Origin of the sequence: Mycolicibacter sp. MU0102, from assembly GCF_963378105.1 — a bacterium.
Taxonomy (GTDB): Bacteria; Actinomycetota; Actinomycetes; order Mycobacteriales; family Mycobacteriaceae; genus Mycobacterium; species Mycobacterium holstebronense.
The window spans coordinates 2,151,079-2,164,210 of record NZ_OY726398.1; the positions used below are offsets into that span (position 1 = coordinate 2,151,079).

A 13,132-nucleotide genomic window follows, 5' to 3' on the forward strand; every position below is an offset into this window, starting at 1 on the left:
GGGTGATATCTCAATGATCGGTATCGTCGCGCTGATCGCGGGCATCGTGCTTGGTCTGGTCTTTCATCCGAGCGTCCCGGAGGTGGTTCAGCCCTACCTGCCGATCGCCGTGGTGGCGGCGCTGGACGCCGTGTTCGGTGGCCTGCGTGCCTATCTCGAGCGGATCTTCGACGCAAAGGTATTCGTCGTGTCGTTCGTGTTCAACGTTCTGGTCGCGGCACTGCTGGTCTACCTCGGCGACCAGTTGGGGGTTGGCACACAGCTGTCGACCGCGATCATCGTGGTGCTGGGCATCCGCATCTTCGGCAATGCGGCGGCGCTGCGGCGACGACTGTTCGGGGCCTGACAGTCATGAGTAGCACTGACCCGGCGTCGCACGGCCGTCACGAGCGGCCGCAGCCGTCACCGCAGGACGGTGTGCCGCCGCCGCGGGGACGTTCCGGGCCGCTGTTCAGCGTGCTGGGAATGCTGCTTTGCCTGCTGTTGGGCGTGGCGATTGTCACCCAGGTTCGCCAGAACGATTCCCAGGACGCGCTGGAGACGGCTCGGCCCGCCGACCTGCTGGTGCTGCTGGACTCGCTGCGTCAACGCGAGGCGACCCTGGGCACCGAAGTCGGCGAACTGCAACAGACGCTCAACGCCCTGCAGGAGTCCGGCAGCAGTGACCAGGCCGCCATCGAGAACGCCCAAGCGCGGCTGGCCGCCCTGGCGATCATGATCGGCACCGTGGGCGCGGTCGGACCCGGCGTCGTGATCACCGTCGACGATCTGGCCCGAGGGGTGGCACCCGAGACGATGCTCGACGTGATCAACGAGCTGCGGGCGGCCGGTGCCGAGGCGATGGAGGTCCGCGACGGCACCAAGGCGGTGCGCATCGGAGTGGATTCGTGGGTTGCGGGCACGCCCGGTGCGCTGGAGTTCGACGGCACGGCTCTGGCGCCCCCGTATTCGGTTCTGGCGATTGGGGATCCCCCCACCCTGGCGGCCGCGATGAACATTCCTGGCGGGGCGGTCGACAGTGTCAAGCGGCTCGGCGGGGCCATGGCAGTGCAGCAGGCCGACCGCGTTCAGGTGACCGTGTTGCGACAACCGAAACCCCGCCAATACGCTCAGCCAGTCAAGTGAGCCCGACAGCGCAAGGAGCACGATCACCGTGAGCTCGGAAAGCTTAGTTCCATCCGACCTGTACTACACCGCTGAGCACGAGTGGGTTCGCCGCACCGGCCCGGACACCGTCCGCGTCGGTATCACCGACTTCGCGCAGGCCGCCCTGGGCGACGTGGTCTTCGTGCAGCTGCCCGCTGCGGACACCGGGGTCACCGCCGGGGAGGCCTTTGGCGAGGTGGAGTCGACCAAGTCGGTCTCGGACCTCTACGCACCGATCACCGCGTCGGTGAGTGCGGTCAACGCCGAACTGGACGCCAACCCGCAATTGGTGAACTCCGACCCCTACGGCGCGGGCTGGCTGCTGGAACTTCAGGTGGCGAACGCGGATTCGGCGGCTCTGGACCAGAGTCTGTCGGGGCTGCTGACCGCCGATGCCTACCGGGCGACGTTGTCGGAATGACGATTGTTAGCCTGCCTGCCGGGACGCGCGGGTATCCACCCGACACGATCCCGCGGTGCGGGGGACATGACGGACCGCTGCGCGGTACGGTCGACTCAACGATTCAGGGTTGGGCGCAACACATGTCCGGCGAGCGCGACCAGGTAGCAAAACAGCGGCCAGTGAGGAGTAGCGGGTGACGGAGAAGGACCCGGCAACGGGGCAAGACCAGGCAGGCGATGAGGTCACGGTGGAAACCACATCGGTTTTCCGCGCCGACTTCCTGAACGAACTCGACGCTCCCTCGCAGGCGGGCGGAGAGAGCTTGACCTCGGGTGTTGAAGGGCTGCCCGTGGGTTCGGCGCTGCTGGTCGTCAAGCGCGGTCCCAACGCCGGATCGCGGTTCCTGCTCGACCAACCGGTCACCGCGGCCGGTCGGCACCCCGACAGCGACATCTTCCTCGATGACGTCACGGTGAGTCGTCGTCACGCCGAGTTCCGGCTGGAGGGCAACGAGTTTCAGGTTGTCGACGTCGGCAGCCTCAACGGGACCTATGTCAACCGGGAGCCGGTCGATTCGGCGGTCCTGGTCAACGGCGACGAGGTGCAGGTCGGCAAGTTCCGCCTGGTGTTCCTGACCGGCCCGAAGACGGGTGAGACCGAGGCCGGGCCGGGCAGCTAATGACCGCGCCTGACAGCCCTGAACTGGCCGGGATGTCAATCGGAGCGGTGCTGGACCTGCTTCGGCCGGATTTTCCCGACGTCACGGTCTCCAAGATTCGTTTCTTGGAAACCGAGGGGCTGGTCATGCCGCAGCGGGCGGCGTCGGGCTACCGCCGATTCAGTGCCTACGACTGCGCACGGCTGCGTTACGTGCTGACCGCACAACGCGACCACTACCTGCCGTTGAAGGTGATCAAGGCGCGGCTGGACGCCGAAGCCGATGGCGCGCTGCCGTCACCGGAGTCGCCGTACCCCACGCCACGACTGGTGTCGGCCGGCGGCGAGACCGCCCATAGCGGGACGGCGCTGCCTGCGCCGCCGCGGCAGGTGCGGTTGAGTCGGGAGGATCTGCTGGCGCGCTCGGGTGGCGACGACGCGCTGTTGACGGCATTGGTCAGATCGGGCGTGATCACCACCGGACCGGGTGGGCTGTTCGACGAGCACGCCGTGGTGATCGTCCAGTGCGCGCGTGGCCTAGCCGACTACGGCGTGGAGCCGCGGCACCTGCGAGCGTTTCGCTCGGCCGCCGACCGGCAGTCCGACCTGATCGCCCAGATCGCGGGCCCGCTGGTCAAGGGGGGCAAGGCGGGCGCACGCGACCGGGCCGACGACTTGGCGCGCGAGGTCGCGGCGCTGGCGATCGCGCTACACACCGCGCTGCTCAAGTCGTCGGTACACGACGTACTGCACGGCTGAGGACTAGACTTCGCCTCGGCGGCTTGTTGCGCGGCATGCGGTTGTCCGACCGGGGGTTTCGCAGCGAGTCATACTGGTACGACGGGGACTTGGGACGCAGCGAAGGCGGAGGGCTGACTGGAGATGGGTGAAGTACGCGTGGTCGGCATCCGCGTCGAGCAGCCGCAGAACCAGCCGGTGCTGCTCCTGCGCGAGGCCGACGGTGATCGATATCTCCCGATCTGGATCGGGCAGGCCGAAGCCGCCGCCATCGCCTTGGAGCAACAGGGCGTGGAGCCCGCCCGGCCCCTGACTCACGACTTGATCCGTGACTTGATCGGCGCGCTCGGACATTCGCTCAAGGAGGTCCGAATCGTCGACCTGCAGGAGGGCACGTTCTACGCCGACCTGATCTTCGACCGCGACATCACGGTGTCGGCGCGCCCGTCGGACTCGGTGGCCATCGCGTTGCGGGTGGGCGTGCCGATCTACGTCGAAGAAGCGGTGCTGGCCGAGGCGGGCTTGCTGATCCCCGACGAGGGCGACGACGAGACCGCCGGCGCGGTACGTGAAGACGAGGTGGAGAAGTTCAAGGAATTCCTCGATAGCGTGTCGCCCGACGATTTCAAAGCAACCTGACCCGGCGCGGCGGACTCAGCCTCGTCACAGATCCGTTGCATCTCTCGCGGTCAGTGCGACACGCCCGAACGAAAGCAACACGCGCAAATCGCGGCCCCCATACTTGAACCACGGCGGGAACAACTGCACGGCAGCCCGGCGGACGGCGTATGCTCACGACCAACTCGGGCAAGAGCAAACGCGGCCACCGGCCAGTCAGTGGCAACGAGCGCGATCGGCGAGAGGAAGCAGCGTGGGCGACCAACCGGGGCAGGATCAGCTGGACTTCACGGGTCAATCCGACAAGGGTGACCGCGAAGTCCCGGCGGCCCCTTCCAGCGCCGGCCAACCCGTACAGGGCGGCCTGTTCCCGGACGACTCCGTTCCCGACGAACTCGTCGGCTACCGCGGCCCCAGCGCCTGCCAGATCGCCGGCATCACCTACCGCCAGCTCGACTACTGGGCTCGTACCTCGCTGGTGGTGCCCTCCATCCGGGGCGCGGCCGGCTCCGGTAGCCAGCGGCTGTACTCGTTCAAAGACATCCTGGTGCTCAAGATCGTCAAGCGACTGCTCGACACCGGCATCTCGCTGCACAACATCCGGATCGCTGTCGACCACCTTCGCGAGCGCGGTGTCCAGGATCTGGCCAACATCACGCTGTTCTCCGACGGCACCACCGTGTACGAGTGCACCTCGGCTGAAGAGGTCGTCGACCTGCTGCAGGGCGGCCAGGGTGTGTTCGGTATCGCGGTGTCGGGCGCGATGCGCGAGTTGACCGGCGTGATCTCCGACTTCCCGGGCGAGCGCGCCGACGGCGGCGAGTCGATCGCCGCGCCGGAAGACGAGCTGGCCAGTCGCCGCAAGTACCGCGACCGCAAAACCGGTTAGCGCTCACTGCTCGACGCTACGGTCGAAAACCGTTGTGGTACGGCCGTTTTACCCGATCGCGCGTTCGGCCATCGGCGTGAGGACTTCTTGAGCGAAGCGTCGCAGCGCTGCATCGTCGAGGAAATCCGGATCGGTGGATGGCAGCGAGATATACGTCAAGAACAACCGGGCGAAAACGTCGGCGACCCAGCGCACCGACTGGCTGGGACTGCCGGGCCCGTCGCAGTCGATGTAGTTGGCGATAAACGCCGATCCCATCGCTAGCAGCTCGCGGGAATCGGCAGCAGGTAGCGGCTCGAAATGCGCGGCTCGGCTCAGCATCGGATGCTCGCGGGCGAACGTGATGGCGGCGACGAAGGCCTCGGCCACACCGTGGTGGGGGTCGGGCGTGTTGTCGATGGCGTCGGCAACCGTCGCGAGAAAGCGCTGGGTCTCCCGACGAATCAGTGCCTGGATCAGATCTTCACGACGGGGAAAGCGGCGGTAGGCGGTCATTCGCGAAACGCCCGCGCGCCGCACCACGTCTTCGATGGTGACGCGCCGCAGGCCCACCGTCGCGGCTTCGTGAACGGCGGCGTCAAGAATGCGTTGCGCGGTCGGGTCGACGGCGTGGGCCGGCGATCCGGCGACCGCCTCGCCGATGACAGTGACGAACTGCGGGTCGATCATGGCGTTCCCGCCGAGATCAAACCGGCACCGTTGGCGCGTTCTCGCGCCAGCCGCGCGTAAGGGGGAAGCCCGTAGGCCCACCGCAGCCGGCGGGCGTCGAACTGCAGCGCCGGACCGATCAGTCCCCGGACCAGGCTGGAAGGGCGGTCGAATCCGATGAGTTCTTGCGCCCAGCACGGTGCGTAACTCATGCCGGCATACACCGCGAAGCGGTGTAGTGCGCGGTCGAGGGGGCCGGGCAGGTCGGGATAGAAGGGGGCGGTGAGCAGGAACTCGATGAACTCGCGGGTCTGCGCGTTGACGCACAGTTGCGGGCGCATCCGGCGCACATAGTCGTCGAGTTCAGCCATGCTCGCGGGCACCCACTCGGCTCCGGCCATCCGACCGATCGTCGCCTGTTCGGCCAGGTATTGATCGCGTTCACGCAGGGTCAACGGCCGATTCGTGCGCTCGAAGGTGCGCATGATCATCCACGGGATGCAGGTGTGCACCCACGCGAGCAGTTCGGGGTCCAGGGCCCGGTATGCCACACCGTCGGGCCGGGTGTCCGACACGTGGGCATGGATGGACTTGACCCGTTCGATCAGTTGCGTCGCGGCTTCGGTGTTGCCGAAGGTCGTGGTCAACACGTAGCCGAGGGTGGTGCGGGCCCGCCGGAACGGATCTTCGCGGTACGTCGACAGGTCCTGCACGCCGGCGATCACTGAGGGATGAAGAATCTCCAGCACGATCGCCGGCAACCCGGCCTGTGCTACCGCGGCAACATCTGCGTTGACTTCCCAGGACACGCTGCCCGGACCGATCAGGCCCGCGTCGCCTGGCGGGCCGCCGTAGACACCGGGATCGTCATGCCGGCCGGTGATGTTCTCGAATTCGTCGACGATCCGTCGTCGTAGCGTGTTCATCTTCACCACCCACTGGTATGAATGTGACAGATCTAGTCTCTTATATACCACGACGGTGGTCCAGTGCCCAGGAATCCTGGTCCACTGGGCCCGGCGGGTAGTATTGGGCCCGCATCAGCCTCTCGCGGGAGAGTTCCGCGGCAGCCAGCCGCGGACGCCGAAGGAGCAATACCTCTCCGTCAACCTCTCAGGCACCCGGACCGCGCCGGCATTGATGCCTCTGGAAAGCGGTGACGCCCATTCGGGTTACACCCGCCCATGGGGAAAGGCGCCGCAGAAGTCTCGGCGCCGAATCTCTCAGGCGCCCGGGCCGGGCAGACGACAGAGGGGGAGGACACGAATTCGTCTCGCAGTCGTCTAGCGCCCAGGAGTTCCCGTGTCCGAGTACACCGAATCCCGCTTTGTTGACCGGCACATCGGCCCCGACAGCACCGCGATCAGCGCGATGCTCGCCACCATCGGTGTCGCGTCGCTGGAGGATCTCGCCGCCAAGGCGGTGCCCGCCGGCATCCTCGACGCGCTGAGTGTCGACGGCATCGCGCCCGGGCTGGAGGTCCTTCCGGCCCCGGCCACCGAGGCTCAGACCCTGGCCGAACTGCGCGAACTGGCCGATGCCAGCACGGTCGCGGTGTCGATGATCGGCCAGGGCTACTACGACACGCTCACCCCGCAGGTGTTGCTGCGCAACATCATGCAGAACCCGGCGTGGTACACCGCGTACACGCCCTACCAGCCGGAGATCAGCCAGGGCCGGCTGGAGGCCCTGCTGAACTTCCAGACCATGATCGCCGACCTGACCGGCCTGGAGATCGCCAACGCCTCAATGCTCGACGAGGGCACCGCGGCCGCCGAGGCGATGACGTTGATGCACCGCGCGACGCGCGGCACCTCGCATCGGCTGCTGGTCGACTCCGACCTGTTCACCCAGACCGCGGCGGTGCTGGCGACTCGCGCCGAGCCGCTGCGCATCGAGATCGTCACCGCCGACCTGCGGGACGGACTTCCCGACGGTGACTTCTTCGGGGTGATCGTGCAGTTGCCGGGCGCCTCGGGCCGGATCACGGATTGGTCGGGGCTGATCGAAGCCGCCCACGAGCGCGGCGCGCTGGTGGCGGTGGGCGCGGATCTGCTGGCATGCACGCTGCTCACCCCGCCCGGCGAGATCGGCGCGGACGTGGCATTCGGCACCGCCCAACGGTTCGGGGTGCCGATGGGCTTTGGCGGCCCGCACGCCGGCTACCTGGCCGTGCACTCGCGGCACGCCCGCCAGCTGCCCGGCCGGCTGGTCGGGGTGTCCAAGGATCGGGATGGCGCTGATGCCTACCGGCTGGCACTGCAAACCCGCGAACAGCACATCCGCCGGGACAAAGCCACGTCGAACATCTGTACCGCGCAGGTACTGCTGGCGGTGATGGCTGCGATGTATGCCAGCTACCACGGCGCCGACGGTCTGACCGCGATCGCGCGGCGAGTGCACCGGCAGGCCGAGAAGATCGGCGCTGCACTCGGCGAGGCGCTGGTGCACGACCGCTACTTCGACACGGTGTTGGCTCGGGTGCCGGGTCGCGCCGATGAGGTGATCGCCGCGGCCAAGGCCGGCGGTATCAACCTGTGGCGCGTCGACGCCGATCACGTCTCGGTGGCCTGCGACGAAACGACCACCGACGCGCAGGTGGCCGCGGTGCTGGATGCCTTCGGACTGGCCGCGGTCGAGCCGGCCGGCGCGCCCATCGCCACCCGCACGTCCGAATTCCTGACACACCCGGCGTTCACCCGCTATCGCACCGAAACCGCGATGATGCGTTACCTGCGCTCGCTGTCGGACAAGGACATTGCCTTGGACCGCAGCATGATTCCGCTCGGGTCGTGCACGATGAAGCTCAACGCTGCCGCCGAGATGGAGTCGATCACCTGGCCCGAGTTCGCGCGCCAGCACCCGTTCGCTCCGGCCGGCGACGCCGTGGGCTTGCGGACGTTGATCGCGCAGCTGGAGACCTGGCTGGCGGGCATCACCGGATATGACGCGGTGTCACTGCAACCCAACGCCGGCTCGCAGGGGGAGTACGCGGGCCTGTTGGCGATCCACGCCTATCACGCCAGCCGCGGCGAGTCGCATCGCGACATCTGCCTGATCCCCTCGAGCGCCCATGGCACCAACGCCGCGTCGGCGGCGCTGGCCGGAATGCGCGTGGTGGTGGTCGCCTGCCGTGACAACGGCGACGTCGACCTCGACGATCTGCGCGCCAAGGTCGACCAGCACGCTGCGGCGTTGTCGACGTTGATGATCACCTATCCCTCCACGCACGGCGTCTACGAGCACGACATCGCCGAGATCTGCGCCGCCGTGCACGACGCCGGCGGCCAGGTCTACGTCGACGGAGCCAACCTCAATGCGTTGGTCGGACTGGCTCGGCCCGGAAGGTTCGGGGGAGACGTCAGTCACCTGAACCTGCACAAGACCTTCTGCATCCCGCACGGGGGCGGCGGCCCGGGCGTCGGGCCGGTGGCGGTGCGCGCGCACCTGGCCGAGTTCCTGCCCGGTCACCCGCTGGCCGCCGAGTTGCCCGCCGGGCATCCGGTGTCGGCGGCGCCGTACGGGTCCGCGTCGATCCTGCCGATCACCTGGGCCTACATCCGGATGATGGGTGCCGACGGCCTGCGCGCGGCGTCGTTGACGGCGATCGCATCGGCCAACTACATCGCCCGACGGCTGGACGAGCACTACCCGGTGCTCTACACCGGCGAGAACGGCATGGTCGCCCACGAGTGCATCCTGGACCTGCGCGAGATCACCAAGAGCACCGGCGTGACCGTCGACGATGTCGCAAAGCGGTTGGCCGACTACGGTTTCCATGCCCCGACCATGAGCTTCCCGGTGGCTGGAACCCTGATGGTGGAGCCCACCGAGAGTGAGAGCCTCGCCGAGGTCGATGCGTTCTGCGAGGCGATGATCGCCATTCGCGGCGAGATCGACCGGGTCGGTTCCGGCGAATGGACGGTGGAGGACAACCCGCTGCGCGGGGCCCCGCACACCGCGGAATGCCTGGTGGTCGACAAGTGGGAGCACCCGTATACCCGGGAACAGGCCGCCTACCCGCTGGGCCGCGGATTCCGGCCGAAGGTGTGGCCCCCGGTGCGCCGGATCGACGGTGCCTTCGGTGATCGCAACCTGGTCTGCTCGTGCCCGCCGGTGGAGGCCTACAGCTGAGTCGCCGGCGTTCGGGAAATAGCCAGCAAAGTCTCAGCTAGAGCAAAAAAGAGTCTAGGATCGCCCTTATCCAATTTCATGGTTGAGGTGCGCATCTAGGAGGACTCGTGCAGGAGCCCCTTTCTCGCTCCTGCGTCACCGCCGGCATCGCGCTACTTGGTGCGGGGATCGTCACGGTCGCTCCGGTTGCGGTGCCGCCGCCGGCGTCCGCGGTTTCCCCCGGCGTGGCGCTGACCACTTCGTACGGCGACCTGTTCTCCAACACCTGGGACAACATCGAGCGCATCAGTGCGCACGCGGACTGGTCGGCGATCTCGCAGCTGTTCACCGCGATGTTCTCCAATCCGGTCGGGCTGTTCGATGCGGCCAGCAACTTCACGCTGGCGGTGGAGACCGACACCGCGTCGCTGCCGGCGACGCTCTCGGTCCAGCTGTCGCCGGGGCTGGAGTTACTGATCGCTGCCCTGGCATCGCACGTGGCGACGCTGGACGCGCTGTTCGGCGTGGTCGACGATCTGGGTGACCCCAGCACCGCGTTCACCGCACTGTTCAACGCGCCGGCCACGCTGCTCGATGCCCATCTCAATGGCCAGCACAACCTGTCCTTGCTGGGCGGCATCGTCAGCATCCCGGTGTTCAACGGGGTTCTGGCGCCCGAGCAGAACCTGGAGATCGACCTCAATTTGTCCAGGTTGCTGGAGATGCTGGGGTTGGGCACTCCGGATCTGAGCAACCTGAACCTCGACGGCGTGATCGAGCAGATCCGTCTGGGCACCTTGACCGTGGGGGGACTGCTCAGCGGCCTGGGGTTCGGCGACGAAGGCGTGGGGGACCTGCTGAAGCTGGCCACCAACGTCAGCACCCTGGGAGATCTGCTCGACTTCTTGAGCCTGGGCGACTTGGGGCTCAGCCGCTACAGCCTGACCGCCCTCTTGGGCGAACTGGGCCCCGACACCGACTTCTACCGCGATCTCGATCTGGACCTCCCGCTCGGCAATTTCGGGCTGGTCGACGTGCTGAGCGCGTTCGGGATCGACGCCCAGATTCCCGTGGGTCTGGGCCAGGTGCTGGTCGCTCTTGGCGACGGCGACCTGGGCGGCGAACAGCTCGGCAGCCTGCTGTCGGACGTTGGCCTGCTCACCGAACTTCTGAGCTGGCTCAATGCGACGGCGGCTGACCTCTTCGACCCCATTCCCCTGCTAGGACCGCTGCTGACTGACCTGGTCAGCGGCCTCCTGGGAGCCGATGACCTGGAAGGCCTGCTCAACACCTTTACCGTCGGCGATCTGCTGGGTGACCTGCGCATCGACGACACCGTCAGTTCGCTGTTGGGGAGTGTGGGCAGCGCGTTGCTGTTCGTCGGCAACCTGACCATCGGCGGCTTCCTGGAAGATCTCGGCTTCACCGATTCCCTCGGCGACCTGACACTGCGCGACGTGCTCAACGGCCTTGGGGGTGCACTCGGCGGCGTACTGACCGATGGTCCGCTCGGGTTGGACCTGACCTGGCTGTTGAACGGCTTTGACGTGGCTGACCTGGTCGGTTTCCTGGGGCTCGATGATCTGTCGCTCAACCTCGGCGACCTCGTCGGAGACTGGGTGAACCCCTACCTCGCCGACCTACTCGAGGGCTTCTTCCAGGGGCAGGTGAACCTGGCCGGCGCCACTGTGGGCTCGTTCGGCGGTACGTTCACCGAACTGTTCGTCAGCATGCCGCAGCAGCTCCTGGCCATGCTGGGTTACTAAGCCGCCATCGGTGGCGGCGAGGCTGCCTCAGCTCAGCAGCGAGTTCAGCGCACCGGCCAGCTCGGGAGAGTTCGCCCCGCGCAGGTTCTGGTACGTGCCACCAGAAAGTTGCGCCACCGACTGCCAGGTCGCCTGGTCGGCGTCCGCGCCGAAGTCGATGACGTTGACGGCTACCGGTCGCTGCGGGTCGTTGTTGGCCCGAATGAAGTCTTGGAGTCCAGGGCCGTCCAACGTCCGGTCGGTGTGCGGGCCCGCGGTGATGACAAGCACCGAATTGGCCTGCCCCGCCCGATAGTTGGCCAAGGCCTGGTTGTACACCATGCGCAGCGTCGTGAACGACACCGCACCTCCAGGGGTCGAGCTCAGGTCGTTGAGCTCGCTGACCAAGGTCTCGGCGCGAGTCCCGCCGCCCAGCGGCTCGTCCAGCGGCCCGCCGGTCACCACATTGCGGCCCTCGGTGCCGTCGAAGGTCCACAGGCCCACAGACGAATTCGGGGGGAGGGCCTTGATCCGTTGATCGAGTGCCGCGATCACGTGGGCCAACCGGCTCCTGCCGCCTTCGTCGGTGGTCATCGACTGGTCGAGCATCACCGTGACGGCAGCACTGCCCGGCAACGTGGTCAGGGCATTGGCCAGGGCGGCGCGCGTCGCATCGTCGCCGGCCGCCAGTGTGTCCGCTACCGCCGGGAAGCCGGTCACCTCGCTGCTGGGCGGTTCGACACCTTCAACGCGGAATCCGGCTTTGGCCAGCTCGGCGAGCTGGTCGGGCTTGCGGGCGAAGCGCGCGAATTCGCTGGCGGCGCTGACCTGTTCCTGCGACAACCAGGAGCCGGCGAGCAACACGGTGGGGTAGTCGGCGACCGGCACCGGTCCCGGCGGCCGCCAGGAGCTCAGCTGGGTCGCCGGGTCCGACAGCGACTGGCCACGGGTGAACAGTTGCTGTTCGGTGGTCACCACCGCGTGTACCGGTGCAGCAGCCAGATCTCCTTGGCGCAGAAGCACGTTCATCGCCTCAGCGAGCGAAGCGTCGACGAGCTTGGGTTCTCCGCCCGCGAGCCGGTGCACCCCACCGACCCCGTCGATAACGGGAGCGCCCTTGGGGGCTACTCCGACAGCCACTGCCTCGCCGGCCAGGAACGCGGCGTCGCCGTTGCCGCCGATCGGCAGCGCCAGCCGCAGCGGCCCCCAGCCGGCCAGCCCGAGATGCCCCAGTCCGTCAGGGTCGGACTGCAGATCAGGCAGGCTCGCCCAGCTCTGCTTCTGTAGCGCGCTTTTGAGCTCGGGGCGGATCGCCAGCAACACCGGCGAGGTGACCAGCGAACGACTGTCGCTGACCGTTTCCGCACCCGTGGAGGCCTGCAGCCGGGCCGTGGAGACCGAACTGCCCGGAATCCACAGCGCCGGGCGTTGCCCGAGTTGCGCGGGCCAGTCGCCGATGAAACCACTGACCACGGCGTCGGAATCGACCGGCTTGACCTGCACGGACACACAGCGGTCACCGATCGGCTTGGCGGTCTTGTTGAACCTGTCGGCGAAGCCCTGTACGTGGTCGGCGATCGTCGGGTCCGCCACGACGGCCACCGTCAGGTCACCTGCCGGGCAGTTGCCGGCGGCCACGGCGGAACGATGCGACAACGAGTTGCCGAAGAAGCGCCACAGGATCACCGCGCCCACGATCACGATCACCGACACCAGCGCCGCGATCACGCCGACGCTGACGCCGCGCGAACCCGAGTCGTTGCGATGGCGGCGCCACCGGTCGAGGTCGCGGTGCCCGCCGCGCGGCTCGTCTTGATCCGCGCCCGATGACTCGCCGGCCAGGCCGCCTATGGCACCGAAAGGACCGGTGCGGTAACGCGACTCCTCGTCGGGCTCACTGCCGCGACGCATGTACTGGGCCGGGTCGGCATTGTCGAATCCGGCATCGGATCTCGGCTCGCGATATCCGGCGTCGCCACCGTAGGAAAACGACTCGTCATAGAACGCGTCGTGATAGTCGTCGACGTAGTCGTCATCGTCTGGGTCGCCGAAGCCGAACAGGTCGGGGCCATCGGAAAAGTGGCTGTCGTCGGGCTCGTTGCCGCCCACCGGCTCGTCGTCGGAATCGTCGGGGCCGGGGAAACTGTGCCTACCCACGGTGGGTGCGTCCTCTCC

Annotated in this window: 12 protein-coding genes and 1 riboswitch; of the genes, 9 read left to right on the forward strand and 3 right to left on the reverse strand. The window is 67.4% G+C overall.

Annotation, left to right across the window (positions count from 1 at the left end; translation table 11 throughout):
- Nucleotides 1-13: 13 nt before the first annotated feature.
- The 7 genes from RCP37_RS09945 to RCP37_RS09975 all read left to right on the forward strand — a co-directional run bounded on the left by RCP37_RS09945 (nucleotide 14) and on the right by RCP37_RS09975 (nucleotide 4,451).
- Nucleotides 14-346: a small basic family protein gene (locus RCP37_RS09945; RefSeq protein WP_308486680.1), complete on the forward strand. Its 333-nt coding sequence runs from the start codon at nucleotides 14-16 to the stop codon at nucleotides 344-346.
- A 5-nt stretch (nucleotides 347-351) separates the two neighbouring features.
- Complete coding sequence (locus tag RCP37_RS09950; protein ID WP_308486681.1) at nucleotides 352-1,125, forward strand: DUF881 domain-containing protein; 774 nt, start codon at nucleotides 352-354, stop codon at nucleotides 1,123-1,125.
- A gap of 28 nt (nucleotides 1,126-1,153) precedes the next feature.
- Entirely contained in the window at nucleotides 1,154-1,567 is a 414-nt protein-coding gene (gene gcvH, locus RCP37_RS09955) for a glycine cleavage system protein GcvH (RefSeq protein WP_308486682.1), read from the forward strand.
- A gap of 175 nt (nucleotides 1,568-1,742) precedes the next feature.
- Nucleotides 1,743-2,228: a glycogen accumulation regulator GarA gene (garA, locus tag RCP37_RS09960; RefSeq protein WP_046284972.1), complete on the forward strand. Its 486-nt coding sequence runs from the start codon at nucleotides 1,743-1,745 to the stop codon at nucleotides 2,226-2,228.
- The gene (ftsR, locus tag RCP37_RS09965) at nucleotides 2,228-2,965 is read left to right on the forward strand and encodes a transcriptional regulator FtsR (RefSeq protein WP_308486683.1); all 738 of its coding nucleotides are present in this window, start codon (nucleotides 2,228-2,230) and stop codon (nucleotides 2,963-2,965) included. The genes garA and ftsR overlap by 1 nt, the downstream gene beginning before the upstream one ends.
- A gap of 123 nt (nucleotides 2,966-3,088) precedes the next feature.
- Nucleotides 3,089-3,583, forward strand: a complete 495-nt coding sequence (locus RCP37_RS09970) for a bifunctional nuclease family protein (protein ID WP_047321562.1) — start codon at nucleotides 3,089-3,091, stop codon at nucleotides 3,581-3,583.
- A gap of 232 nt (nucleotides 3,584-3,815) precedes the next feature.
- Entirely contained in the window at nucleotides 3,816-4,451 is a 636-nt protein-coding gene (locus RCP37_RS09975; RefSeq protein ID WP_308486684.1) for a MerR family transcriptional regulator, read from the forward strand.
- Nucleotides 4,452-4,499: 48 nt separating this feature from the next.
- Here the strand turns inward: RCP37_RS09975 and RCP37_RS09980 are convergent, their stop codons facing one another.
- Both RCP37_RS09980 and RCP37_RS09985 read right to left on the reverse strand, forming a co-directional pair.
- Nucleotides 4,500-5,120 (reverse strand): TetR/AcrR family transcriptional regulator, encoded by a 621-nt coding sequence (locus RCP37_RS09980; RefSeq protein WP_308486685.1) that lies wholly within the window; start codon nucleotides 5,118-5,120, stop codon nucleotides 4,500-4,502.
- Nucleotides 5,117-6,025: an oxygenase MpaB family protein gene (locus RCP37_RS09985; protein ID WP_308486686.1), complete on the reverse strand. Its 909-nt coding sequence runs from the start codon at nucleotides 6,023-6,025 to the stop codon at nucleotides 5,117-5,119. The genes RCP37_RS09980 and RCP37_RS09985 overlap by 4 nt, the downstream gene beginning before the upstream one ends.
- Nucleotides 6,026-6,140: 115 nt before the next feature.
- A riboswitch (glycine riboswitch) is annotated at nucleotides 6,141-6,238 on the forward strand.
- 163 nt (nucleotides 6,239-6,401) lie between these two features.
- Between RCP37_RS09985 and gcvP the strand changes: the two genes are divergently transcribed.
- Nucleotides 6,402-9,233, forward strand: coding sequence for an aminomethyl-transferring glycine dehydrogenase (gene gcvP / locus RCP37_RS09990; RefSeq protein WP_308486687.1), 2,832 nt, complete (start codon nucleotides 6,402-6,404; stop codon nucleotides 9,231-9,233).
- Between the two features lie 107 nt (nucleotides 9,234-9,340).
- Nucleotides 9,341-10,978, forward strand: coding sequence for a hypothetical protein (locus RCP37_RS09995; protein ID WP_308486688.1), 1,638 nt, complete (start codon nucleotides 9,341-9,343; stop codon nucleotides 10,976-10,978).
- Between the two features lie 27 nt (nucleotides 10,979-11,005).
- Here RCP37_RS09995 and RCP37_RS10000 read toward each other — a convergent pair whose 3' ends face one another.
- The gene (locus tag RCP37_RS10000) at nucleotides 11,006-13,114 is read right to left on the reverse strand and encodes a substrate-binding domain-containing protein (protein ID WP_308486689.1); all 2,109 of its coding nucleotides are present in this window, start codon (nucleotides 13,112-13,114) and stop codon (nucleotides 11,006-11,008) included.
- Nucleotides 13,115-13,132: the final 18 nt, after the last annotated feature.